The organism is Pseudomonas sp. P9_35, from assembly GCF_034008205.1.
Classification (GTDB): Bacteria; Pseudomonadota; Gammaproteobacteria; order Pseudomonadales; family Pseudomonadaceae; genus Aquipseudomonas; species Aquipseudomonas kilonensis.
The window spans coordinates 4374570-4400166 of record NZ_CP125373.1 but is presented as its reverse complement, the minus strand read 5'-3'; the positions used below and the strand labels follow the sequence as shown (position 1 = coordinate 4400166).

The 25597-nt window shown below is 62.8% G+C and carries 20 protein-coding genes; 4 read left to right on the top strand and 16 right to left on the bottom strand.

Going from position 1 to position 25597, the window contains the following annotated elements:
* Positions 1–46: 46 nt before the first annotated feature.
* From QMK47_RS19255 to QMK47_RS19180, 16 genes are all read right to left on the bottom strand, one after another.
* Positions 47–841, bottom strand: a complete 795-nt coding sequence (locus QMK47_RS19255) for a ChbG/HpnK family deacetylase (RefSeq protein WP_320389130.1) — start codon at positions 839–841, stop codon at positions 47–49.
* Positions 813–1988 (bottom strand): GNAT family N-acetyltransferase, encoded by a 1176-nt coding sequence (locus QMK47_RS19250; protein ID WP_320389129.1) that lies wholly within the window; start codon positions 1986–1988, stop codon positions 813–815. The genes QMK47_RS19255 and QMK47_RS19250 overlap by 29 nt, the downstream gene beginning before the upstream one ends.
* Before the next feature lie 5 nt (positions 1989–1993).
* Positions 1994–2683, bottom strand: a complete 690-nt coding sequence (locus QMK47_RS19245) for an N-acetyltransferase (protein ID WP_320389127.1) — start codon at positions 2681–2683, stop codon at positions 1994–1996.
* Positions 2680–4656, bottom strand: coding sequence for a hypothetical protein (locus QMK47_RS19240; RefSeq protein WP_413817737.1), 1977 nt, complete (start codon positions 4654–4656; stop codon positions 2680–2682). The genes QMK47_RS19245 and QMK47_RS19240 overlap by 4 nt, the downstream gene beginning before the upstream one ends.
* A gap of 338 nt (positions 4657–4994) precedes the next feature.
* A complete protein-coding gene (locus QMK47_RS19235; protein ID WP_258688828.1) occupies positions 4995–6299 on the bottom strand; it encodes an oligosaccharide flippase family protein in 1305 nt (434 codons plus the stop codon).
* A complete protein-coding gene (locus tag QMK47_RS19230) occupies positions 6296–7300 on the bottom strand; it encodes a polysaccharide deacetylase family protein (protein WP_214510616.1) in 1005 nt (334 codons plus the stop codon). The genes QMK47_RS19235 and QMK47_RS19230 overlap by 4 nt, the downstream gene beginning before the upstream one ends.
* 12 nt (positions 7301–7312) lie before the next feature.
* The gene (locus QMK47_RS19225; protein WP_320389125.1) at positions 7313–8449 is read right to left on the bottom strand and encodes a glycosyltransferase family 2 protein; all 1137 of its coding nucleotides are present in this window, start codon (positions 8447–8449) and stop codon (positions 7313–7315) included.
* Entirely contained in the window at positions 8442–9401 is a 960-nt protein-coding gene (locus tag QMK47_RS19220; RefSeq protein WP_320389123.1) for a glycosyltransferase, read from the bottom strand. The genes QMK47_RS19225 and QMK47_RS19220 overlap by 8 nt, the downstream gene beginning before the upstream one ends.
* Positions 9398–10768, bottom strand: coding sequence for an O-antigen ligase family protein (locus QMK47_RS19215; protein ID WP_253476433.1), 1371 nt, complete (start codon positions 10766–10768; stop codon positions 9398–9400). Before QMK47_RS19215 ends, QMK47_RS19220 begins: the two co-directional genes overlap by 4 nt.
* The gene (locus QMK47_RS19210; protein WP_320389121.1) at positions 10765–11868 is read right to left on the bottom strand and encodes a glycosyltransferase family 4 protein; all 1104 of its coding nucleotides are present in this window, start codon (positions 11866–11868) and stop codon (positions 10765–10767) included. Before QMK47_RS19210 ends, QMK47_RS19215 begins: the two co-directional genes overlap by 4 nt.
* Positions 11865–13457, bottom strand: coding sequence for a GumC family protein (locus QMK47_RS19205; protein ID WP_214510621.1), 1593 nt, complete (start codon positions 13455–13457; stop codon positions 11865–11867). Before QMK47_RS19205 ends, QMK47_RS19210 begins: the two co-directional genes overlap by 4 nt.
* Before the next feature lie 15 nt (positions 13458–13472).
* Positions 13473–14498 (bottom strand): polysaccharide biosynthesis/export family protein, encoded by a 1026-nt coding sequence (locus QMK47_RS19200; RefSeq protein WP_253476429.1) that lies wholly within the window; start codon positions 14496–14498, stop codon positions 13473–13475.
* Positions 14499–14518: 20 nt separating this feature from the next.
* On the bottom strand, positions 14519–15163 hold the full coding sequence (locus QMK47_RS19195) for a CpsD/CapB family tyrosine-protein kinase (RefSeq protein ID WP_214510623.1): 645 nt from the start codon (positions 15161–15163) through the stop codon (positions 14519–14521).
* Positions 15164–15910, bottom strand: coding sequence for a sugar transferase (locus QMK47_RS19190; protein WP_253476427.1), 747 nt, complete (start codon positions 15908–15910; stop codon positions 15164–15166).
* Positions 15897–16976 carry an NAD-dependent epimerase gene (locus QMK47_RS19185; RefSeq protein ID WP_258688824.1) on the bottom strand — a complete coding sequence of 360 codons (1080 nt, stop codon included), beginning with the start codon at positions 16974–16976 and terminating at the stop codon, positions 15897–15899. The genes QMK47_RS19190 and QMK47_RS19185 overlap by 14 nt, the downstream gene beginning before the upstream one ends.
* Positions 16973–18337 (bottom strand): UDP-glucose dehydrogenase family protein, encoded by a 1365-nt coding sequence (locus tag QMK47_RS19180; RefSeq protein WP_214510626.1) that lies wholly within the window; start codon positions 18335–18337, stop codon positions 16973–16975. Before QMK47_RS19180 ends, QMK47_RS19185 begins: the two co-directional genes overlap by 4 nt.
* Positions 18338–18713: 376 nt before the next feature.
* On the opposite strand from QMK47_RS19180, the gene QMK47_RS19175 reads away from it, so the two are divergent.
* The 4 genes from QMK47_RS19175 to QMK47_RS19160 all read left to right on the top strand — a co-directional run bounded on the left by QMK47_RS19175 (position 18714) and on the right by QMK47_RS19160 (position 25547).
* The gene (locus tag QMK47_RS19175) at positions 18714–20411 is read left to right on the top strand and encodes a sulfatase-like hydrolase/transferase (protein WP_320389119.1); all 1698 of its coding nucleotides are present in this window, start codon (positions 18714–18716) and stop codon (positions 20409–20411) included.
* A 936-nt stretch (positions 20412–21347) separates the two neighbouring features.
* Entirely contained in the window at positions 21348–22016 is a 669-nt protein-coding gene (locus QMK47_RS19170) for an ABC transporter ATP-binding protein (RefSeq protein ID WP_320389118.1), read from the top strand.
* Positions 22016–24484: an ABC transporter permease gene (locus QMK47_RS19165; protein WP_320390540.1), complete on the top strand. Its 2469-nt coding sequence runs from the start codon at positions 22016–22018 to the stop codon at positions 24482–24484. The genes QMK47_RS19170 and QMK47_RS19165 overlap by 1 nt, the downstream gene beginning before the upstream one ends.
* Complete coding sequence (locus QMK47_RS19160) at positions 24474–25547, top strand: lipocalin-like domain-containing protein (RefSeq protein ID WP_320389117.1); 1074 nt, start codon at positions 24474–24476, stop codon at positions 25545–25547. Before QMK47_RS19165 ends, QMK47_RS19160 begins: the two co-directional genes overlap by 11 nt.
* Positions 25548–25597 lie beyond the last annotated feature (50 nt).

The following is a 25597-nucleotide window of genomic DNA, read 5'->3' as shown; positions in this document are numbered from 1 at the left end:
GGCGAGGTAGCAAACGCCCTGGCCACAGGTATATACCGCGTCCCTGTCAGTGCACATCCCCATACTCAACCAGCGTCAATACCTGCGCGCTCCGACCGTACGCGACCTTGGGCACACCCGCCAGGCGCTTGTGCAGTACTTGGGTCAACGACTCGCCTGGCCTCAGGCTGGCATCGCCAAAATCCCCGTCCAGTTGCATCGGGTGCACGATGACCTCAAGCGAGCCATAGGCCGGTGGCGCGGCGTAGTCCAGGTCGGCCGGGGTGCAGACGTAGTCCGCTGTCGCGCCGCACAGGCTGTGCATGCGCCGGTTGAACAGGGTCTTGAAGATGCGCTTGGGCAGGGTCAAGTTCGCCCCCAGGTTGCGCGCCAGGCGCATGGGCACACCTTGCCTGGCGGCGAAGCGGGCCACCAGCTCGCCGATGGGCCAGATGTTGTGCACATGTTGATGGGAATCGAGATGGCTGGGACGCAGGCCGTGGTCCAGGCAGTGTTGCCATTGCGCCTGCAGTTCATCTTCCACTGCCGCCAGATCCTTTGAGCGCAGGCGCAGGCAATAACGCGACAGGTTCAGGTCGAACTGGCCATTGGTGTCGCAAAAAACCGCTCGTGAGGTGATCGTCTGGCCCAGCGGCGGGCCGTAGCTGAGGTTGAAATGCAGGCCTACGTGGCCGTTGAGCAGCGGTTGCCGGGCCATTTCACACGCCTGCTCGAAACCCGGCATGTTGGCCATGGCCGTGGCCGAACTGATCACGCCGGTCTCGAAGGCCCGCAGGATCAGCGCGTTTTCACTGAAGCTGAGCCCGAAGTCGTCAGCGTTGACGATCACTTGACGCGGCATCTGTCTTCTCCTGGTTTTTAGGGGGGGACGATGCCGTCGTCGCGGTCGGTTTGCTTCGGCGTTTGCCAAACCATGGCTTCAAGCTTTTCCATAGTCGCAGGGCAAATCCCAGGAGCAAGCCACCGGGCTGCCATGAATAGAAACTCCAGCGCCAGTGTTCCAGTTGGCCGGTCATGCGTTCGTGTAACTGATGGTTGGAGTTCTCCAGGCTGACCCGTGATGCGTCGATCCAGCGCCAGTTTTCGTCCAGCCCCCAGCGAATCCACTCCTCGAGCAGCACCCGGCCGCTGCCCAGGTCGGCATGCTGCGGCAGGAATGCCAGGTTGTAGTCATACAGCCGCCCCTGGTCCAGCAGGCCGAGGCGATAGCTGATGCATTCGCCGTTCAGCTCCAGCATCACCACCCGCACCAGGCCTTGGGCGGCGAGGGCGGTGAAGGCGAGGTTCATCCATTGTCGGCGCCTGGGGTCGGCGAAAATGCCGACGCCTTCCTCGCCTTTCCAGCTGACATCCTCGACATCGGCCAGGGCTCGCAACAATTGCCCCATGCTGATAGCGTCCGGTTTCACCCGGCGGATCTCGGCACCACAGGCAGCGATCCGCTTGCGTGCCCGGCGCAACTTGTAGCGTGGGTCGCCAGAGATCTCCTGATGGTCGCTGTCGCTGATCAGATGCACCGGAACCCGGCAACTGAGTCGTCGCTCTCCGGTGGAACTCAGCGCCATCCAGGCGCTGAGGACGCTTTGCTCACCGACCGGCTCGATCACTTCATTCAATTGCAGTAACGCGTGAGGCAAGTGTTGACGGATCTGCATCAGCGCCTGACCCATGCCTTCGGCGTCCAGGCGTGCCAGCAGGGCGATGCGGTCGGCCATTGGAAAACCCAAATGATGCAACACCCGGAACCGCAGCCCGCCGATACGTTCAAGTCCTGATATCAGAGGCAGGCAAAGGCACAAGGCCTGGTCCTGCCAGCCCAGCAGCACATGCAATTGCTCTTCGGGCAACAGGGCGAATTCCGCCGCTTGCAGCCAGGCCAGGGTGTTGAACGGCGTTGCGTCGGCCACCTGGGTTCGCAGCTGTTCATAAGCTGATACAGGAAAGTCCGCCGCGCCCAGGGAGCGACACCATTGGAACCGGATCGCCATGGAGATCAGGCCGCTGAAGTCGAGGTGGCCGGTTGGGCCGGTTTACGAAAGGCGTCCAGTACCGTGCCGGTGTATGACGTATTGCGCAGAAGCCGCCAGCGACCGAGCAAGCGGTATAGGTGGGTGATCTGCCCGCGCTCCTGGAAGCCCATGCGGATATGCATCTTGATCGCTTGGATGTTTTGCAAATCGCAGACATCGACCATTGTGCTGCAACCGTGGTCCGCCATGACTTTCCACACCTCCAACTGCATGTCCGCCGATATACTGGAACCCCAGTATTCACGGATCGCCTCGCCACCGAACTGAAAGTACTCGCCAGGCTTGATCGGAAAGTTGCAGTGATAGAAATGGCGGTCGAAATAGTCCCGTGTACTGGCCCAGGCGAACCCCACGGTGTCGCCCTGATCATCCAGGTACATCAAGCCTGTGTAGTCTTCGGCCGCCAGCTCGCGCATGGTTTCGACGCGGTCGCCGAAGTGCCGGGTAAAAGCATCGGCATTGCTGATCGTGATGTGCTCCAAGCGCATCGGTGGGTAGGGCCTGAGGTTATGTGGGGGGAGTGGGGTCCGTACATCGTGCTCCAGCCACACCAGTCGGGTGTGGGAAAATAGGTAGCGCCTGCACAGCTGCTTTAGAACGGCGCGCAGACCTTTTTTCTGAATGCGATCACGCAATTTTTGCAGAGCGTTCATGGTGCCTCCTGACGGGTGGCAGGTTGGGGGGGAAGGGGTGCTGTCCAACTGAGGGAGAACACGGTTTCCCCTGGCAGGAGAAACCCGACCTGGCCGGCCTTGCAATCAAACGCAACGCTGTGGCTGCGGTTGTCCGGGCCGAAATACATCAGGGTCATGCCTGGTTGAGGGCAGACCGCGCCGTCGAGGCTGACCTGATGGGCTCGCGTGCTTTTGTTCACACCCAGCAGATTGCGTTGCTTGCCGGTGGCCATGGCCAGGACATCGACTTCAAAAGCATCGTTGTCCAGGCGCAGTACCTGATCAAGCCAGTGCTGCTGAATGAACTGCTGGGCCAAGCCCACGGGCTTGAGTTCGAAGCGCTGATTGTCCAGCACTCGCACCATGCCTTTGGGGTATTCAGGTTCGTCGGCGAGCATGAACCAGTTGAGCATGTCGAGCCAACCATCCGCGGAGGCGTTGATCGCCACCGACGTCCACCACAAGGCGGCGTAGTGGGTTTCCTGGTCGTAAGGGCTCAGGCTCGAGCCGCTGGACATGTTGGTCTGGTCCAACAGCAAAGCCTTGCGGGGCCGGCCCTGGCTGTCCAGCCCCACCAGGTTGGCGGCCTGACGGACACTGTCGCGGTAGACCCGGGTCGCCAGCAGGTCGCGGACCATCCATTCATGCCAGGCCAGGGCGTCGATCTGGTCGTCGGACGTCGCGAGCAGGCGCCGTGCCCAGTCGATCCCGCGCCTGTCAGCCGCGTTGTCGGCTAAGGGGCCGTTGGTGAACCGCGAGCTGGCCGGTATGGCGATGCGGACACCGGCGCGTGCGTTGGCAGGATCGGCGCGGACCTGGGCAGCCATGCTCTGGAACAGTTGCTGGAAACTGGCGAAGTCTGGGTAGTTCAGGTTTGGCTCATCGGCAAAACTGAGGTAATGGATGCCGTTGTCGCCCGAAGCCCGGGTCGACATGAGCCAGGCTTGCAAACCGCTGAGACTGGTCCGGTCTGCCTGCAGATCCGCCCGGCGCTGGCTGCCGGCCAGCAGGGTGAGGTCTTGGCTGATGCCGAAGCGGTCCCGGTACAAGCGCCGGAAGGCATCTTCATGATTGACCTTGGCCGCCATGACATCGACAAAGCTGTAGAGGGTTGCCGCCTGGGGTTTGAGCGCATCGAGCACAGCGTAGCTGGAGGGCGGCAGTAACTCATAGGGCAGGTATATGCCCAGCTTGGGGGTCTTGCCGAGCGCCTCGGTGTACAACTTCAGGTGGGTCTGCCCCGGATCCTGGCGCAGCGGTTGCAGGTGCGCCGGATCTTGGGCGAACAGGTTGGCGGTGCCGTCCAACCAGAACGCGGCCTTGCCGTTGCCTTGCAGATGCAGGCGCCAGATTTGGTCCACGTCCGCCACCGGGAGGGCCACCTGATCGAATTGCCAATAGGCCCGGTATGGCTTGAGATTCAGTTGCACCTGCTTTCCGTCGTCGACGCGCCGGCCTTGCAGCGCACGTACGCCGCCATGGAACTTGCCTGCCAGCACGGCCTGTTCGCCGGCTGCGACTTTGAAATACAGCTCATCGCCATCGTGGGTCTCAGCGCTGAAATGCACCTTGGCCGGGGCAAACAGGGCACGGGTGCGCGCGTCGTGTTCGACGCTATAGCGCCGGAAACTGTAGCCGGGAATTTCCAGCCGATAACTGGTGGCACCCGGCAGCAGCGGCCATTGCTGTTCGCCACGGGTCTGATCCGCCTTGACCAGGCGCTCGCCCGCCAATCGGCCGTGGCCGTCGAGCAGATACAGGTGTTCGGCATTGGCCTCGGCTTGCCAGGCGGGCACCCAGCGCACGGTGACAGAGTCCGGGCGGTCGGTTTGCAGGTACAGGCTGCCGTCACGGATACCGGTCCACTCCATCGCCGCGCCCTGGGCCAAAAAGGCCAGGCTCCAAAGGCACAGGCCAGCAGTCACTTTCCACCAACGCTGCACTGGCCCCATCGCGAGCAAGCTCGCTCCCACAGTTGATTTGTGGTGGTCGCAGATATTGCGCTCGGCACCGTGGCCCTGTGGGAGCGAGCCTGCTCGCGAAGGCGTCGGCCCATTCAACATCGATGCAAGCTGACCCAGCGCTTTCGCGAGCAAGCTCGCTACCACAGGGGATCGGTGGTGGTTGTGGAGGGTGTGTTCGGCACAAGGCTCTTGTGGGAGCGGGCTTGCTCGCGAAGAGGGCGGCTCATCCACCCTCACTGCAAGCTGGCTCAGTGCTTTCACAAGGGCATCACCGCCCCCTGTGGGAGCGAGCTTGCTCGCGATGGCGGTTTGGCAGGCAATCACACTCATGCCGATTTCCCCAACAGCATCTGGCGCATCGGCAGTAAATCGCTGGGCAGGATAATCAGCGTTTGCCACAGCGCCACGCCGCTGAGACGGCAATACATCACCAGCAGCCCCAGGGTCACGCCCAGATAGGCAATAGAGGAAGCCGCTGCGGCACCGACGATGCCGTAGTGTGGGATCAGGAGCAGGTTCAGCCCCAGGTTCAATAGCGCTCCTACGCCCATCAGCAGCGAAACAGTGCCGGGGCGGTCCTTGCCCAGCAGGTCCAGGCGCAGGATGCTCGCAAAGCACAACCCGAACACCCCTGGCAGCAGCGCCAGCAGGGCTGGGTACGCCGGTTGATAGGCGACGCCGAACAGGGTGACGATCAGCCATTCGCCGACCAGTACCATGCTCAGGCAGGCGCCCAGCATGGCCGTGGCGGTCAGGCGCAAGGCCAACGGGGTCAGGCGCTTCATGTCTGTGTCTTGCTGCAGCAGGCGTTTCATCAGCGGCGTGGTGACCGCTTCCGGCACGATATGCAGCAGTTCGGCCGCCGCGCTGGCCATGGCGTAGTGCCCCAGCGCCGTGCTGCCCAGCAGTGCGCCGATGAACAGGTAATCCGAGCGCAGCATCAGTTGCTGGAACAACAGGTCCGGATGACTGCGGACACCGTAACGCAACAGTTCGTTCTGGACGGTGCGATCCCAGCGCAGAGTGAACGCATGATCTCGGCGCAGCCACATCCAGCCCGCCAGTACTACCAGGCTCAGGCCCGCCAGCCAACTGATCAGAGCCGCTTCCAGCGCCGTGTCTTTCCACATCCAGAACAGCGCCACGAACAGCAACAGCGGGACCAGGGATTCCATCAGCCGCAACGCGTTGAACGCGCCGACGCCGCCGGAGGCGTTGTGCAGCGTCAGCAGGCCGCTCTTGAGTACCGCCAGCGGCACGGCCAGCAACAGCAGCCAGGCCAGCAGTCCCAGTTGCGTGGTGACGTCCAGTTCGGCACCGAACTCACGCACCAGCGCCACCACCAGCAGCGTCAGCAACCCTGCAAGCAGACAACCGAAGACCAGCACGTGGCTGAGCAACAGGCTCATCGAGCGATGCTGCGCCGCCTGATAACCCACGGCGGAATTCAGGCCGCCACTGGTGGTAGCGCTGATCAGGTCCGGCAGGGTGCTGAGCAGCGCCAACAACCCGCGTTCGCTGGGCCCCAGGATCCGTGCCAGCAACACGTTGCGCAACAGGCGCAGGCCTATCATCGCCAGGCTAGTGCCCATGCTCAACGCCAAGAGCTTGAGATAATGTGCGCGATTCATGAGCGGGCTCCTCGGCGAATGCGCCAGGCCAACAATTCAGGGTGACAGGCGTTGCTCTGGCTGACGCCGAAACGTGGCAGGTTCAGAGGGTCGCCGTCATGACGATACAGTCCGGCCTCGGTGCCCAGTGCGAACGTAAAACCGTGGGCTGCCACCTGCTCGCGCACGCGGGCGTCATTGTCACCGTTGGGGTAGCAATACACCGGCAAGGGGTGGGCGCAGCCGTTTTCCAGGGCGATCCAGCTGCGCGTCAGTTCTTCGTGCAGGCGCTGGTCATCCAGCCCGGTCAGGATCGCGTGGCTGGCACCATGGGGACCGAAGCGGATCAGCCCGGAATCTTCGAGCATGCGCACCTGGGGCCAGTCCAGGGCCTGGGGCTGGGAACCCTGTGGGCAGGCGTCGGTAAGGTCGCTCAACGTGTGGGTATCGAGACTCTTGAGGCTTTGCAGGTAATGCAGCAGCGCCAGGCTGCGGCGCTCGTCGTCGATGTCATCGAGCAGCACCGGCAACGGTCGACCGACGTGCTGCAAGTGCTCGATCAATGAGCGCCGTGCCACCTGGCCATGGCTGCCCCAGAGGGTTTCGCCGATGCTTTCCCACCAGAAGTGCTGGCGACTGCCGATGAAATCGGTGGAGAGGAAAATACTCGCCGGCACCTGGTATTGGCGCAGCAACGGAAAGGCATTCATGGCGTTGTCGCGCCAACCGTCGTCGAAGGTCAGGGCCACCCGCGGGCGGTTCGGAACGTTTTCAGGATCGGCCAGCAACAAGGTCATCAGCGGCACGCACTCGAAATGCCGTAGCAGCCAGATCAGCAAATGTTCAAACGCTTCGGGCCCCACGCACAGTTCGTTACGGTGGGGCAGTTCGGCGGCGCGGTCGTTGTTCAGCACACGATGGAGCATCAGTATGACGCCGGCGCCACGCAAGGGATGGCGACCCAGGGACGTGTTCAGGTACAGCCAGCCGCCGGTGCGCTTGAAGACTTGTTTGATCGACATCGGCCGTACTCCTTAGCGATTCTGCTCTGGGTTCCACTGGCTATAGCGCTGGCCCCGCAGGAACTGCCAGAGCCCGATGCTCATGCCCGCCAGCGTCACCAGCACGAATGCGGCCAGGCGAAAGGGCCGGGGCAGGCGGTGGCGCGCGTCCATCAAGCCGATCAGCGCCATGGCGTAACCGAGCAATTGCGCCACCAGGCTCAGGCGATAGAACGTGTGGTCGTTCCACAGCCAGGCATTGCTCAGCAAGAGCGGCAGCAGCAACACCGGCGCCAGGCGGCGGATCAACTTGTGGCTGATCAGCCCGATGGCGTAGAGCCCATGGCGCAGCGGGTTGAGCAGCTCACGGCGCTGAGCCAGGCTCTGCAACCCGCCGACGGTGACCCGCTGGCGACGGCGAAACTGCTTGTCGGCTTCGTCCACGCCCTGGTCGGTCACCCGGGCCATGGGGGCATAGACGATGGACTTGCCGGCAGCTGGTGCGCAGGTGCTGAGGAAAAAGTCATCGTTGACCTGGGCCGGTATCGGGTGGAACAACCCCCGGCGCAGGGCCAACAGCGCGCCGTCGGCCGAGACCATGCAACCGGTGCGACTCTCCACCCGACGCAACCAGCCTTCGTAATGGCGATACAGGCTGTCGCCCAGGCTCAGGCCCTTGCCCGGCACCGGGATTTCCATGTGCCCGGCACAGGCGCCGACTTCCGGATCGCCCAAGGGCGCCAGCAGATGGCTGAGGGTGTCATTGGCCCATTGGTTATCGGCGTCGGTGAACACCAGGATCTCGCCGCTGCTGTGGGCGACACCGGTATTGAGGGCAGCGGCCTTGCCCTGGCGTGGCAGGTCGAGCACGGTGATGCGCGGGTCGATCACCTTGCGGGCGCAGGCCACCGTGTCGTCGGTGGAGCCGTCGCTGGCGAGGATGATTCGCAATGAATGGGCCCGATAATCCTGGGCCAGCAAGGTGCGCAACTTTTCCTCTATGTGCCGCGCCTCGTTGTGGGCGGCAATGACGATGCTCACGTCCATTGGAAACGCCTTGCCGTAGCGCCGCACCGGAAACAGCGGCGCCAGCAGGCTCAACATCAAGGGATAGCCGAGGTAGGCGTACACCGGCAGCAACAGGCACGACCAGTAAATGAATTCAGCCACGGGCAGGTCTCCTGACGTTCCATTGAAAAATATTGAGTAGCAGTGCGGCGCCGGTCAGGTGCAGGCGCACCCCGTGCAAGGCCCACAATTGCAAGGTCAGGCGCGGATCACGCCGGCTCTGGCGCAGGCTCAGAACCAGAGCCGGCAACGTGCTGAGCAACAGCAGGGTCAGGCCCAGGCGTGCCTGACCCTGGAGCAGGGCGATCAGGGCCAGGACGTCCAGGCCCCAGGCGCCAATCGACAGCGCGGGGAAGCGCAACAGGCGCAGGCTCGGCCCATGGCTGCGCAACAACTGCCAGTGGCTGCCCTGGCGCCACAGCTCCTTGCTCATCCACTCGCGCCAGCTGGCTTCGTAGCCCCAATGCAGGGCCACGCTTTCATTGACCAGCAACAATTGCGCGCCGGCTTGACGCAAGCGCAGGGAAAAATCCTTGTCTTCGCCAGTGCGCAGGGTTTCGTCGAAGCCGCCGACCTGTTCGAACCAGCTTCGGCGCATCAGCAGGTTGGCGCTGGGCAGCCACTGCACCCGGTGCAAGGGGCGCGAACCCGGACGTTGGCTGCGGCGCTGCCAGGCGCGGGCGAACCATGGCGCCGGTCCGGGCGTGTCCAGGTCGAGGCCCAGCACATCGCCCTGACAGCCTTCCATTTCGATCAGCCGCTTGAACCCGTCGGCGGGCATTTCGATGTCGGCGTCGATGAACACCAGCCATTCACCGCTGGCGACCGCCGCGCCACGGTTGCGCAGGGCGCCGATGTGCACGCCAGGTACGATCAGCACTCGCGCGCCCAGCTCGTTGGCGATGCGCGGGCCGTGGTCGTCGGAGCCGTTGTCCACCACGATCAACTCACACGCCAGGCCTGCCTGGCGGGCGGCTTCCTGCGCCGCCTGCAGCGTACGGCCGATGTGCCGGGCTTCGTTGTACATCGGGATGACGACGCTCACGCAACTCATGAACGGGCCTCCTGCGGCTCGGCCTGTTCGGCGTCGTAGCGCAATATGCTGGTCAAGGCGAGCATGATCCACAGCAACTTGTGGTTCGGCGCGCTGAGGAACATCAGGAACAACGCCAGCGACAGGAAACTCATGCCCAGGTGCGTCAACAGGTCGGCCTGGGCCCAGTCCCGGCGCTGGAGCCAGAGTTGGCGCGCGCGCATCAGGTTATAGAGGCCCAGCCCAATCGTACCGACAAACATCAAGCCGCCTGGCACGCCGATTTCGCTGAAGATTTCCAAGTAAGTGTTATGGGCCTGGCGGTACAGATCCCCCCGTTTGCGATTGGCCGAGAACGCCTTGGCGTAGCCGGTGGGGGCGTAGTGCTCCGGAAATGTCCCTGGGCCTGAACCGAGTATCGGGTTCTCGCGGATCATCTGGCTGCCCACGATAATGTACGAGGCGCGGCGCCCCAGGGATCCGTCCTTGCTGGCGTTGGCGCCGGAGCTGAGGATGCTCAATGACTGGATGCGTGCCACGTAGCCAGCAGGCATCAAGGCGACTGTCGCCGGAACCATGAGTGCCACGCCGAGCATCGCGAACCCCAGGTGCCGAGGACGTATGCGTGGCAGCTGTGCCCGATAGTGATACAACCCGATCATCAGACTGAGCAACAGCACGACCAGCCCGGAACGCGATTCGGTCTTGGTCATGCCGCCTAGCAACAGGATGAGAGCGCCACCCCAGAACAACCGGTGCAACAGGTTTTTGCTGCGTATTGTCAATAACAAGGCCAGCGGTACGGTAAACGCAATCAACAGCGCAAAGGCGTTCGGGTCTTCCAGCAAACCCGAGGCGCGGCCTTGATCCTGGTATTTGGCCGAAAACATCGCGAGTACGCAGGTAGTGGCGACGCTCACTGTCATCAGGCGGGCGAGTATCTCCAGGTTCAGCTCGCGACCGATCAGCAACGTGATCACGAACAGAATCAGCCCTACTGAGAGTTCACGCAGTTGCGTCAGGGACAGGTCCATGTTTTCTGAAATCAACAGACTCAAGCCATACAGCATCATGAAGCCGATCAGGGGCTTCCAGATATTGCTGCGCAAGCGCGTCGCGGGAATCTGGTGCAGGGCCAACTGCAACATCAGGATCAGGATCAGCGCCAGGCCAAAGAACTTGCTGGCGGAAAACGCACTGTCCTTGAACAGGCCTTCGAACGGCACCAGCGCGGCAATGCCCAGCAGGCCCCAGGCGGGCTTGCGATACAGCAGGGTGACGCCGACCAGGCCGAGCACCGCGCCCGGTGCCAGGAACGGATAAGGGCTGGCCAGCAATGCCAGGCAGACCAGCCCCAGCAGACTGACGATCGAGAGCGGGACGATCATGGCCGAGCCTCCCGTGCCGTGCGGATATAGAGTTGTGACCAGCGTTCGGCCAGCGTGCGCAGGTCGTAGCGGTCCTGTTGGGTGCGGCGTGCGTTGTCGGCGAGGATCCGCGCCAAGGGCGGTTCGCTGAACAGCGTTTCGATCTGCGCCGCCAGTTCCGCGCTGTTGGCCGGTGTCGCGAGCAGGCCGTTGTGGCGGTCCTGCAACACGTCGGGAATGCCGCCGACGCCGAACGCCACCACCGGCACGCCGGCCTGCATGGCTTCGAGCAGAATCATCGGAGTGCCTTCGGTACGTGAGCTGATCACCAAGGCATCGAGGCGACTCCACCAGGCGTTCATGTCGGTCTGATAACCCGGCAATTCGATGCGCGTGGGCAGTCCGGCGTCGGTGATGCGCTTGAGCAGCGCCTGGCGTTCCGGGCCGTCGCCGAGCATCACCGCGTGCAGCGATGAATGCTTCTGGCACAGTGGGATCATGGCGTCGAGGAACAGGTCCGGGCCTTTCTCGCTGCTCAAACGTCCAACGTAGCCGACCCGCCAGCGCTGCTTGTCGTCACGATGGGCCAACGGCGTGCTGGGCGCTGGCAGGCCATTGGGGATGACATCGAGTTTTTCCGCCCGCACGCTGGCCCGGCGGTGCAGCGTGGCGATGCTTTCGGCCACGCAGACCACGCGCTTGACCGAGGCGGTGCGACACAGTTGCAGGCTCAGCCAGGTATAGAAACGCTGCTTGGGGCTGCGCGGCGTGAAGCCATGCTGGGTAATCACCAGCGGCAGGCGCAGCAACGTGGCGGCGGACCAGCCGAACAGCAGCCCCTTGAAGTTGTGGGTGTTGAGCAGCGGTCGTTCGTCCCGGCGCTCGCGCAGGTGTTGCAACAGCTCGGCCCAACTGGCGCAGTGACGGCAATCGACCCCGGCTTGGCGAAAGCGCGTGATCAAGGTCGGCGGTGCCGCCAGGAACAGCACCTGGTGCTGTCCGGGCGTTGCCAGGCAATGATCGAGCAGCATCCGCTCGGCCCCATAGAAGCCGCCGCTGTCGAGCAGATGAATGATCGACAGGGGGCTGTCTTGGCGGGACGGGCCGAACGGCGCGTTCAATTTTTCACCCAATGGACAAGGCTGGGCACACTCCAGTTGCGGTGCGGGTTGATCTGCTCGGGCGATTGCTCGTTGATCACCAGCAGCACCGGTAGATCCAATTGGTGGCTGATTTGCGCTGGGTGCTTGAAGCGATGGTCGAAGAACTCACGTACATAGACCAGGGCGATCGCCAACAGCAGGCCGCTGAACAAGCCGAACGCAATGATCAGCACCGGCTTGGGAAACGCCGCAGCGGTGGGTTCGAACGGCGGGCTCAGGACCCGGGCGTTGGACAGATCGTTGTCCAGCGAACGCGCGGTGCTGGCCTCGGCGAAGCGCTGGGCATAAGTCGAGAAGGCCGCATGCAGCGCGTTGATCTCGGTGTCCATCTGCCGCAGCTTGCTCTGGGTTTCCTGCAACTGGTGGATGCGCTCCTTGAAGGCGGCGATACGTTCGACCTTCTGGTTGATCACCGAGCTGACCACCGCCAGGTCGGTGGTGCGTTCCTGGATGCGGTTGTTCACCACTTTGAGGAATTGCTGGCGGGTGCGCACGATCTGCTCCCGGGCCAGCAGCATGGGTTCACTGCTGGGCTGGAAGATCGCCAGGTCGTTCATGTAGCGGCTGACCTGGCTGGTCAATTGCTCGCCCATCTGCCTGATTTCCCGATCTTCGAAGGCAATGTTGTCCACGGTGGTGGTGAACGTGAACGGGAAGGTGTAGTCGTTGAACCGCGAGCTGTTCGCCGTCGCCAGGCTGGTCTTGAGGTAATCGAGCCAGCGTTGGCTTTGTAGGAAACGGTCCTGAAACAAGTTCAAGGCCTGCTCTTCGGTGTTGATGGCGTTCAGGCGGAAGGTGATCTCTTCCTTGGGATCGGACGAACCGATGCCTTCAAGCAGTGTCAGGCGGTTGCCCTCCAAGCCATCGAGGCGCGTCTGGTACTGAAGCTTTTTCTGCTCATAGAACGCCTGTGGCAGTTCGATCGATTGCAGGTCCTGGCGACCGGTGAGGTAGTTCTGCAGCAGTTGCGCCACGAACCGGGTGCCCTGGGCCGGGTCGCCGAAACTGTAGACGATGGAGATGACGTTGGAGCCGGGCAGGGTCTCGATCTTCAGGTTTTCGATGGCCTCGTCGGTCAGCGTATCGAGCACGGTGTCGCGCACCGGATCGACCTCCAGCCCCAGGCCGTCGCGCAACGGGTTGATGACGTACTCGCGCAGGGGCAGGGTGATGTAACGCTTGAAGGGATCGCTCACCCATTTGTTGAAGATGCCCGGGCTGGGCGTGTATTCACCCTGGTCGCGCAGGGTCTTGATGGTTTCGCGAATCAACGCCGGCGAGCGCAGGATATTGCTCTCGGTTTCCATGTCCGCCAGGGACGGCGGGATGAAGGTGGCATTTTCCTGGTTCAGCGACGTGGTGGCGTCGCCCTGGGAGAGTTTTTTCGACTGGACGATCACCTGGGCGGTGATATCGAAGCTCTGCTTGAGCATCAACGGCAGCACCAGGGCGATCACGGCGAAAATCAGGAAGATACGCTTCACCCACTGCTTGTTGGCGAAGAAGATCCTGAAGAACTCATGCAGATAGTTTTCCTTGGGGTTCATGATCGGTCACCTGGGTCAGTTGCTGTTGCTGCTTTTGTTGTCGAGGCGGTAGCCGAAGCTGACCCCAACCCCCTGGAACAGCACCACGTCGGCCAGTTGCCTGGCCAGTTCGCCGGCGCTGGCTAGCTTGGTCTTGGGCACGAAAAGCATGTCTTCCGGCTGCAGGTAGGCGATCTGCGACGCGTCGCCGCTCAAGGCCTTCTCCACGTCGTAGTGGCGAGCTTCGACCATATTGCCGTTGCGGCGCATGATGACCACCGAGTCGAGCCTTGCCTTGACGTTCGTGCCCCGGGCCAGGGTCAGCGCCTCGAGAACGGAGATCGGCCGGCGGATCGGGTAGGAACCGGGTTGGGCCACTTCACCGAGGACATAGATCTCGTTGCCGGCGGTGGACTTGAGCAGCACGTCCACGGTCATGTGGCCGGGCAGTTGGGCATAACGCTCGTTGAGAAAGACCTCCAGTTGGGTAACAGTCATGCCCTGCAACGGCACCGAGCCTATTTCCGGGAAGCTGGCGTAACCATCCCGGCCCACTATGATTTCCCGGCTCATGCCCGTGGCCGGGTGGGTCAGGGTGTTGCGCAGGTTCGTCTCGCCGGACAGCGGACTGGTCACCATTACGGTCAATTGGTTGCGGTTGGGCTGGAACAGCATCTTCTGGTTATAGGCACGCTGCACCGCCAGGCGCGCCTCATCGGTGGTCAGGCCGGCGACTTTCACCGAGGTGTTGGCGCCCGGCAATTCGATACTGCCGTCGGGCATCACCTGTTGCGTGCCGTTGAGCTGGCTGGCGGCGGTGAAGTTCAGGGCAACCTGGTCGCCCGGCTGCACTCGATAAGCCTGGGAAGAGGTGGTGTCGATGTGAAAAATCACATCCAGCACGTCCTGGGGCCGCAGGGTCTGTTCGACCTTGGGCATGTCGGTGGCCTGGGCGTTGGCCGGCGCGGCCGTGAGGATCTGCACCGGCATCGAGTGGGTATCGGTATTGCTGGAGCAACCGGCAAGCGGCAGCAACAGCAGGACAAGCATTCTGGCGTTCATCTCGTCATCCTTTTGCAGGCTTACAGGTTGTTGTAGAGCCACTTGGGCATGTAGTACTTGCGGCGATTGAACACGCTGCCCACCACTTTCGCGCCGGCCTGGGACAGGCGCTGGCGGGTGGCCTGGGCCACTTCCCAGCGAGTCTCTTCACCACGCACCACCAGCACCACACCGTCGACCTGGGTGCTGAGCACCAGCGTGTCGCTGGCCGAATACACCGCGTCGGCGTCGATCACCACAAAGCGGTATTGCGCCGCCAGTTGCCTGAACAGTGGGCGCAGTCGCTCGGGGCTCAAGCGTTCGGCATTGCGACCGAGGCGGCCATGGGGCAAGACGTCGAAGGGCAGGCTCGATGCCTGCACCACGCAGTCTTGCAACAAGGGCGGGGCGAGGCTGTTGAACAGCAGGTCGGTAAAACCGCGCTCCTTGTGCAACGACAGTTGCTGGCTGAGGTTGCGCGGTGACTGGCTGGCATCCACCAGCAGTACGCGACCGCTGCTCATCTGCGCCAGTTGAGCGGCCAACGCCATCGCGCTGGTGCTGGTTCCGGTGCCGGCGTTGGCGGCCGTCAGAAGAAGAATCCGCAGGGAAGGGTCGAGCACGGTCGAGGTCAGGTTGGTCTCGCTCGGGCTTGCTATGGTGAGGGTATTGGTTGAACCGTCCATTTAACTCGCTCCGTGGCCGCTGAAAACTTTGAAGGGGGTAATCATCAGGATCTTCAAATCCAGCCACAGGCTTTGTTCAGCGATATAGCTGAGGTCCAATTCCACGCGCTGGTCGAAGTCGATATTGCTGCGTCCGGAGATCTGCCAAAGGCCGGTCATGCCGGGGTAGATGCTCAGGCGCACAAGATGGTTGTCCTTGTAGCGGTAGGCGTTGAACGAGGTCGGCCGCGGGCCCACCAGGCGCATGTCGCCGGTCACTACATTGATCAGGTTCGGCAGTTCGTCGAGGCTGCTGCGTCGCAGGAACCGGCCGATGGGGGTGATGCGCGGATCGTTGTCGATCTTGAAGTCGATGGCATCGGCACCGTGCTTGTTGAGGTGGCGCAGCGACTCCTTGAGAGCCTCGGCGTCGGCAACCATGGTGCGGAACTTGTACATGCCGAAGACTCGGCCGCGATACCCGGTGCGCTTCTGCACGAACAGCACGGGACCGGGGCTGGAGAACTTGACTAGCAGCGCCAGGCCCAGCAGCAGCGGGCATAACAGCACCAGGATCGCCAGCGCGCCGAGGCAGGCCACTACGCGATTGGTGCGCGAGACCGTCCAGGGCCGGCCGCTGTCGCGACCGGTCAACCAACCACGGCCCTGGCGGTGGATGGCCGCGTCCAGGCGCCTGCGGTGCTCCGGATCGACGCGCTTGTCGCGTCCAGGGGCGTTGATCTCGATGACTTGCTCATGTCGGGTCATGGATTCCTCCGCTGAGGTTGGGCCGCAAGCGTTCAGTCGCGAGCGGTGCGTGGGCAGGCCGTGGGTAGTAATCGAGGAACCACTGGATGAAGCGGCCCAGGCCTTCGTCCAGTTCGATACACGGCTTGAAACCGGTGGCCCGTGCCAGGTCGCTGGCATCGGCGCAGGTGTTGAGCACATCCCCCGCTTGCAGGGGCAGCAGTTCGATGCGGGCGGTTTGTCCCAGGTGCTTTTCCAGCAGTGCGACATAGGTGCGCAGCGCCACCGGGTGTTGCCCGCCGATGTTGTAGATCCGCCAGGGCGCACGGCTGGTGGCCGGGTCCGGTTGTTCGTGATCCAACAGGGGCGTGACCTGGGGCGCATGGTCGATCAGGCGGGCGATGCTTTCGACGATGTCGTCGATGTAGGTGAAATCGCGTTGGTGCTCGCCGTGATTGAACAGCTGCAGCACACGGTCTTCGACGATGGCGCGGGCAAACTGGATCGGCGACATGTCCGGGCGGCCCCAAGGACCGTACACCGTGAAGAAACGCAGGCCGGTGCTGGGAATGCCGAACAGATGGCTGTAGCTGTGGGCCATCAGTTCGTTGGCTTTTTTGCTGGCCGCGTACAGCGACAGCGGATGGTCGACGTTGTCCTGCACCGAATAAGGCGTGCGCGGGTTGGCGCCGTATACCGAGCTTGAGGAGGCGTAGATCAGGTGCTTGACCGGATACCGGCGGCAGCTTTCCAGGATGTTCAGGAACCCGGTGATGTTGCTGTCGACATAGGCCCGCGGGTTTTCCAGGGAGTAGCGCACGCCGGCCTGGGCGGCAAGGTGAATCACTACGTCCGGGCGCCGGGCCTGGAACAGTTCATCGATGGCCGGCGCGTCGACCAGGTCGATCCGCGCCAGGGGAAACGCGCCGGCTTGCTCGTTTACCCAGGTCACGCGGTCGTGCTTGAGCTGCGGGTCGTAGTAGTCGTTGAAATTGTCCAGCCCGCACACCCGATGGCCGTCGCGCAGCAGTCGCAGCACGACGTGGGCGCCAATGAAACCGGCCGCGCCGGTGACCAGGATGTTCATGCTTGCGGCCCGGGTAGCGGGGTGCCCGGCACGGTGTGCCGCAGCCCGATACCGCGATACAACAGTCCGGCGGCGGCCAGGTGTTCGGGGTTGTACAGGTTGCGGCCATCGATGATCACCCGGGCGCGCAACTTGCTGGCCAGCAGGTCGAAGTCCACCACGCGAAAATTCTTCCACTCGGTGCAGATCACCAGGGCGTCGGCGTCTTCCAGGGTGTCGTCGCGGGTGGCGCAGAGGTTCAGGTCCTTGCGATAGCCGTAGAGGCGCCGGCATTCGGACATGGCTTCCGGGTCATAGGCGTGGACCCGGGCGCCTTCGCGCCACAGCGCTTCCATCAGGTAGCGGCTGGGGGCTTCGCGCATGTCGTCGGTGTTGGGCTTGAATGCCAGGCCCCAGATGGCAATCGATTTGCCGGCCAGGCCGTCCTGGAATTGTTTCGCCAGTTTCTCGAAGAGGATGTGCCGCTGGCTGTCGTTGACGTCGGTGACGCTGCGCAACAAGCGCAGTGGCATGCCGCTTTGTTCGGCGGTGTGCAGCAAGGCTCGCAGGTCCTTGGGAAAGCACGAACCGCCGAAACCGCAGCCGGGGTAGATGAAGTGGTAACCGATACGCGGGTCCGAGCCGATGCCTTTGCGCACCGCTTCGATGTCGGCGCCCAGCCGTTCGGTGAGGTTGGCCAGTTCATTCATGAAGCTGATGCGGGTGGCGAGCATGGCGTTGGCGGCGTACTTGGTCAGTTCGGCGCTGCGGTTGTCCATGAACATCAGTTTTTCGTGGTTGCGGCAAAAGGGCGCGTAGAGCTCCGTCATCTGGTCGCGGGCCAGCGGGTCGGCGGTGCCGACGATAATCCGGTCGGGGCGCATGCAATCGGCCAGCGCACTGCCTTCCTTGAGGAACTCGGGGTTGGACACCACCCGCACGTTCAACTGTTTCAGGCCGCGCCGGGCCAACGCCTGGCGGGCGCATTCGGCCACCTTGTCGGCCGTGCCCACCGGCACCGTGGACTTGATGACCAGGGTGCGGTCGCTGTCCATGAAGTCGGCGATTTGCTGGGTGACGGCCAGCACATGGCTCAGGTCTGCCGAGCCGTCTTCATCGGCGGGGGTGCCGACGGCGATGAAAATCAGTTCGCCATGGTTGACCGCGTCGCTGGCCTGGGAGCTGAACGACAAGCGTCCGGCCTTGATGTTGTCTTCGAGCAAGCTGGACAGCCCCGGTTCGCTGATGGTTGGTACGGCTTGTTGCAGTTGCTGGATTTTTTTCGGGTCGATGTCGATGCACAAAACGCGGTGCCCGACGTCGGCCATGGCGGCGGCCTGGATCAGCCCGACATACCCCGTACCAAATACGCTCACGTCCATTCTTGGCGCGCCTCGCAAACCGAATGATGTAACTCGGATGAAACTGTTTAGAGGGGTATAGCGCAGGCTTCAGAAAAGCGTGTCAGCAAAATGACAGTTGTCAGTGTTGGCAATTCAAGTGAAGTCGGGCATTTTGATATCAAGTCCTTGACTGTCTTAGTAAAGTGGCTGTTTTATTGGGCTTCACGGGAATTTGACAAAGCGATAAACGGTAGTAATCCATAGATTTTTACATTTTGTGACGGGTTTTCGTGTCATTTTTGGGGTAACTATTTTTTGACGCTTGGTGAGATCAAGCATTTCTTGCGCTTTGAAAATCGGCTGCTAACGTGCAGGAACGAAGTGCTTTTGACACGGCGATCTGGTCGAGGAAAACATGGTCCGTTACCTCAAGGAACTGCTGCTGGTTCTGTACCTGCTCAAGGGGTACGACTATTACCTCGACCGTCTCGACGCGTTGGGCTTGGGCTTGGCAACCTTGCTGTTCGGCGCCATGTTCGTGCTGTTGGTGCTGGCGCTGTGGATGACTGCCTACATACGCCAGACATTGGTGCGGCATGTGTTTGCCTTGGCGATGTTTGTTTCAGCGGTGTTTTTCGAGGTGTACGCCCGGGTCACGGACAGTTACCTGACCTATAGCCAGTTTGTTTCGCTGGTGTACTCGGGGGGATTTATCCAGGAGGCGGCCTATCAGTACCGCGACGTGATTATCAGCGTGGTGATAGGTGGTTTGTTGCTGTTATTCGGCATCGCGCTCAAGCCTCGGCGGGCGGTGCGGTTGCCCGGTTATCTGCCAATAGCGGCGCCGGTGCTGGGTGTGTTGTTGCTCAGCGGCGTGTTGTTCGTGCGGGCCGGCGAGGGCGCGCGCGGCCTGCCGGTGATGTACACGCCGTTGGCCTATTTGAATCTGTTTGCCTACGAGTCCTTGCACAACACCATCGGCCCTCGGGAGCCGGTCACCCTGGCGCGACGATCGTCTTTGATCGAGCAGGATATCGTGCTGATCATCGATGAAAGCGTTGGCGGTAATTACCTGGATATCAACGCGCCGTTCGGCGTGCACACCGGCCTGAAGACGCCGCCCGAGGGCGTGGATATTTTCAATTTCGGCTACGCGGCCTCCGTCGCCAATTGCAGCGCCGACACCAACGTCACCCTGCGCTACGGCGGCACGCGCGCCGACTATATGCGCATCAACAGTACCCGACCGTCGATCTGGCAGTACGCCAAGAAGGCCGGTTTGCGTACCGTCTACATCGACGCCCAGCGCACCGGCGGTAACCTGCAGAACCTGATGACCGGCCTGGAAAAACAGGACATCGACGAATTCGTCCAATTTGACCAGGCCAGCGTGCGCGACCGCGACATGGCCGCTGCGGCGAAGTTGATCGAACTGCTGGGTGACAACCAGGCCGAACTGGTGGTGATCAACAAGGTGGGGGCGCATTTCCCGGTACACGACAAATACCCCGACGACTTCATGGCATACCGTCCGGCCTTGCCGCGAGGGCAGTTCCAGGAAGTGGCCGACACCGGCAGTCGCGATGGCTTCAACGGCCAGAAAGATGACTGGTTGCTGTACCGCAACGCTTACCAGAACACCTTGCTGTGGAACGTCGGCGAGTTCTTCAAGCGAATCTTCCAGCAGGGCGATTTGAGCCATGCCGTGCTGATCTACACCTCCGACCACGGCCAGGACCTGCACGAGCGCGGCAACCCCGGGCTCAACACCCATTGCGGCGGTGACCCGGTGGCGGAGGAGGGGTTGGTGCCGTTGGTGGTGATCCAGGGCAGCCAATTGCACACCCTTGATTGGCGCGATGCCTGGGCCCGGAACAAGGACCGTTCGAGCCACTACAACATCTTCCCGACGCTGCTGCAGTTGATGGGCTACGACCCGGCCGGGGTTGAATCGGCCTATGGGAAATCCCTGAGCCAACCGACCGATGACGACTTCACTTTCAACTATCGCTTTAATGCGCGGTTGGGGGCGAAACCGGCTTGGAAACACATCGACTTGGGCGACATCGTGACACCGCAGTCCGGCCAGGTTGAGATGGCGGCGGGGCATTGACTGGCGCTGAGCTCTTGTTGATTGAGTACATATCCATTGCTGCGGTAACGGCCACTTAGGGTTTCGCCCTTACGGCGACTCACTTTTTTTCAGACGCCAAAAAAAGTAAGCAAAAAAGGCTTGCCCCACCACTCGGCACCTCGCCTAGGCTCGGTGTGCCCTCACTCCGGCATTGCTCCGTGGGCCGCCGCGAAGGGCCATCCATGGCCCAGCGCGGCTACCTCGGCATCCATGCCGAGGTGCCCACGGATCAATGCCTGCGTTCGGCCAGCGTGGTTAACGGGGCGCCCAAGATCAAAAGCCAAAGCAAAGCAAGAACCGGAGCATGTCCAGCATCTATGTGGCTGAACCACCGCTATCGCGAGCAGGCTCGCTCCCACAACGGGCCTGCGGTGAACACAAGACTCATGGACACCCAGAATTCCCTGTGGGAGCGAGCTTGCTCGCGATGAGGTCGGCAAGCCCAACATCCCTGTGACTGAACCACCGCCTTCGCGAGCAAGCCCGCTCCCACAGGAGAAACGCGGTCCCACCAAGAACCAGGTCGGCTATAAGGCCGCCTCGGCGTGGACGTTGATCTGGGGCGCCCCGTTAACCGCGATGGCCGAACGCAGGCATTGTGGAGTGGGCATCCCGGCATGGATGCCGGGATAGCCGCGCTGGGCCATGGATGGCCCTTCGCGGCGGGCCCACGGAGCAATGCCGGAGTGAGGGCATGCCGAGCCTAGGCGAGGCACCGAGTGGTGGGGCAAAGCGCTTTTGGTTACTTTGGCGCTCTTCCAAAAGTGACCCGCCGTAAGGGCGGAACCCTAAGCGGCCGTTACCGCAGAAATGGATATACCCCCCCAACCCGACGAGCGATGAGAAAACCCGTGGGTGGGGACCGTCCCTCAACTCCGCTATCCTGACCCCCACGTTCATCCATCGAGCCTTTTCATGCTTGAAGTCCGCGATGTTTTCAAAAGCTACCCCACGCCTCAGGGCCCATTGCCGGTGCTGCAGGGTGTCGACCTGACCCTGATGCCCGGTAGCAGCCTGGCGCTGATGGGAGAGTCAGGCAGCGGCAAGAGCACTCTGCTGCACCTGGTCGCCGGGCTGGACAAAGTCGATCGCGGCAGCATTCGCAGTGGCGAGTATCGGCTCGATGGCATGAGTGAAAGCCAGTTGGCGAATTGGCGACGCACGGAAATCGGCCTGGTGTTCCAGCAGTTCAACCTCATCAGCAGCTTGTCGGTGGAGGACAACCTGGCGTTCCAGGCACGCCTGTGCGGCCGTTATGACGCAGCGTGGCAAGCCCATCTGGTGCAGCGGCTCGGGCTTTCAGCGCTGCTGCGGCGTTATCCCGAGCAACTGTCCGGCGGCCAGCAACAGCGGGTGGCGCTGGGGCGGGCGTTGGCTTCGCGACCGCCCTTGTTGCTGGCCGATGAACCCACCGGCAGCCTCGACGAAGCCACCAGCGACGAAGTCCTGCAACTGCTGCTGGAACTGCTGGAGGGCAGCCCCACCAGCCTGCTGATGGTGACCCACAGTCCACGGGTGGCGGCTCGCCTGGCCCAGCGCGTGGTGTTGCACGGCGGGCAGTTGGCGCAGGTGGCCCAGGGGTGATGATTTTTCGCCAGACCCTCAAGGCCCTGCTCAGCCACTGGCGCCAACACCCGGTGCAATTCTTCAGCGTGCTGACTGGCCTGTGGCTGGCCACCAGCCTGCTCACTGGCGTGCAAGCGCTGAACAGTCAGGCCCGGGACAGCTACGCCCGGGCCAGCCAATTGATCGGCGGCGAACCCCAGGCCAGCCTCAGTGCGCCCGGTGGCGGCACCTTTCCCCAGCAATGGTTTGTCGAGCTGCGGCGCCAGGGCTGGCCGGTGTCGCCAGTGTTGCAGGCTCGGGTGCTGCTCAAGGACCGCGAAGATCAGCGCCTGCAACTGATGGGCATCGACCCGGTGTCGCTGCCGCCCGGTGCCGCGCTGGCGGGGCAGGCGCGGGAGATGACTGAGGTGGTGGCGTTCTTTACCGACCCCGGCCGCACCTGGATCGCCCCGCAAACCTTGCAAGCCCTGGGACTGACCGAGGGTGACCGACCCCGGAGCGTCGATGGGCAATCCCTGCCACCGTTGCATGCCCAGGAGGACATGGCGCCGGGCGTGCTGTTGATGGACATCGGTTTTGCCCAGCAGGTACTCGGGTTGCCGGAGCAACTGTCGCGACTGTTGTTGCCCGCCACGTTCAGTGCCGCATTACCGGAAGCGTTCAACGGTCGCCTGCAACTCAAGCACGCCGATGAAGAAAACAACCTGTCGCGCCTGACCGAAAGTTTTCACCTGAACCTCGATGCCTTGGGGTTTTTATCCTTTGTGGTGGGGCTGTTCATCGTTCACGCGGCCATCGGCCTGGCCCTGGAACAACGCCGCAGTCTGTTGCGGACCCTGCGCGCCTGTGGCGTCAGTGCGCGGGTGCTGGTCACCAGCCTGACCATCGAACTGGGCGCGTTGGCCCTGCTGGGCGGGATCGCCGGGGTGCTCAGCGGCTATTGGCTGGCGAGCCTGTTGTTGCCCGATGTAGCGGCGAGCCTGCGAGGTTTGTATGGCGCCGAAGTGGCCGGGCACTTGAACCTCAGCCCGTGGTGGTGGTTCAGCGGTGTCGGCCTGAGCCTGCTCGGTGCACTGCTGGCCGGCGCTGACAGCCTGTTGCGGGCGGCGCGCCTGCCCTTGCTGGCGCTGGCCAACCCCCAGGCCTGGCATCAGGCCCATGCCCGATGGCTGCGACGCCAGGGTTGGGTGGCGACGGTGGCGGCATTGATTGTCGCATCGGCGTGGATCTGGGGCGATAGCCTGGCCAGCGGTTTTGTCCTGATGACCGCCTTGTTGCTGGGCGCGGCGCTGGCCTTGCCGGTGTTGCTCAACAGTGCGCTGAAGCGGTTGTTGAGCCGCAGCCGCTCGGTGCTCGGGCAGTGGTTTCTTGCCGATTGCCGCCAGCAATTGCCGACGCTGAGCCTGGCGTTGATGGCCTTGTTGCTGGCGCTGGCGGCAAACATCGGCGCTGGCAGCATGACCGCCGGTTTCCGCCAGACTTTCAGCAATTGGCTCGAACAACGGCTGACCGCCGAGTTGTACATCAACCCGCAAACCCCGGCCCAGGCAGACGAACTGCACGCCTGGCTCAAGCAACAACCGGCGATCACTGCCGTCGTTCCCCTCTGGCAAGTCTCGGTCCCGTTGCAGGGCTGGCCGACGGATATCCACGGCATCATCGATCACCCCCACTATCGACAGCATTGGCCGCTGCTGGAATCGGCCGGCGACAAGCCGTGGGAGCAACTGGCGGCCGCCGACACCCTCATGCTCAGCGAACAACTGGCACGGCGTCTCAAGGTGAGTATCGGTGATCAGTTGACCCTGCCGACACCTCAGGGGCCATGGGCACTGCGCATCGTCGGCATCTACGCCGACTACGGCAATCCCAAGGGCCATGTGCTGGTCAACGTCGATCACTTGCTGGCGCACTGGCCGAACCTGACGCCGAACCGTTTCAACCTGCGCATCGAACCGTCCGCGATCCCGGCGCTACTGACAGCGTTGCAAGGCCGGTTCAGCCTGGATGACAGCCGCATCGTCGACCAGGCCCGGCTCAAGGGCTGGTCGACCCAGGTGTTCGAACGCACCTTCGCCGCCACCGCCGCCCTCAACAGCCTGACCCTGGCGGTGGCCGGGGTGGCGTTGTTCATCAGCCTGCTGACCCAGAGCCAGAGTCGCCTCGGCCAGTTGGCGCCGCTGTGGGCGCTGGGGGTGACGCGTCGGCAGTTGATGCTGCTCAACCTCGGCCAGACCTGGCTGCTGGCGCTGTTGACCTTGGTCCTGGCGTTGCCGCTGGGCATCGCCCTGGCCTGGTGCCTGGACACGGTGATCAACGTGCAGGCCTTCGGTTGGCGCCTGCCGTTGCGGGTGTTCCCGTTGCAACTGGTGCAGTTGCTGGCCCTGGCGATGCTCGCCACGCTACTGGCATCGGCCTGGCCGCTGTATGCGCTGTACCGCACGCAGCCGGCGGATTTGCTGAGGACTTTTGCCCATGAAGATTAGGGTCGGCGTGTTGTTGCTGCTGGCGTTGCTCGGTGGTTGTGACGACTCCGCGCCAGCGCAAAAGGGCTTTGCCGGCCTCGGCGACCAGGCTGTCGCGTTCACGCCGGTTGTGCCTGGGCGGGTGTTCAGTTTCCCCGCCGACCATGGCCTGCATGAAGGTTTTCGCATCGAGTGGTGGTACGTCACCGCCAATCTCAAGGACGCCCAGGGGCATGAGTTCGGCGTGCAATGGACGTTGTTTCGCAGTGCCTTGAATGCCGCGCCCCAGGCCGGCGGCTGGCGCAACCAGACGATCTGGCTCGGCCACGCGGCGGTCACCTCCGCCACCGTGCACCATGCCGCCGAGCGTTATGCACGAGGCGGGGTGGGGCAGGCGGGAGTGCAGGCGGTGCCCTTCAATGCCTGGATCGACGACTGGCAATTCGGTACCCAGGCTTCAGGGGACGAGCCGTTGGCGGACATGCAATTGAAGGCGCGCGACCCACGCTTCAGCTATGCATTGCGGCTGACGTCGAGCCGGCCGCTGGTGTTGCAGGGCGATCGAGGTTTCAGCCAGAAATCCGAACAGGGGCAGGCGTCGTACTACTACAGCCAGCCGTTCTTCCAGGCCAGCGGTGAGTTGGAAATCGATGGCCGGCGTTACGCGGTCAGCGGCCCGGCCTGGCTCGACCGCGAATGGAGCAGCCAGCCCCTGACCGCAAACCAGACCGGCTGGGACTGGTTTTCCCTGCACCTGGACAACGGCGAGCACCTGATGCTCTACCGCATGCGCCACAAGGACGGCGCGCCGTACCTCACGGGCACTTGGATCGACGCCCAGGGCCAAGCGCAAACCCTGCACGCCGGGGAAATCAGCCTCGTGCCCCAGGACACCGCCAAGGTCGCCGGACGTTCTATGCCAGTCGGCTGGGCGATCAAGATCCCCAGCAAACAACTCGACATCACCCTCCACGCGCTCAATCCCAATGCCTGGATGAACCTGCGCATTCCCTATTGGGAAGGACCGGTTCGACTGCGTGGCAGCCAGGGCGGCACCGGTTACCTGGAAATGACCGGCTACTGAGAATCGTCGGAACTCCCCGCGAACACCGGCCCTCATAGTTTATGAATGTC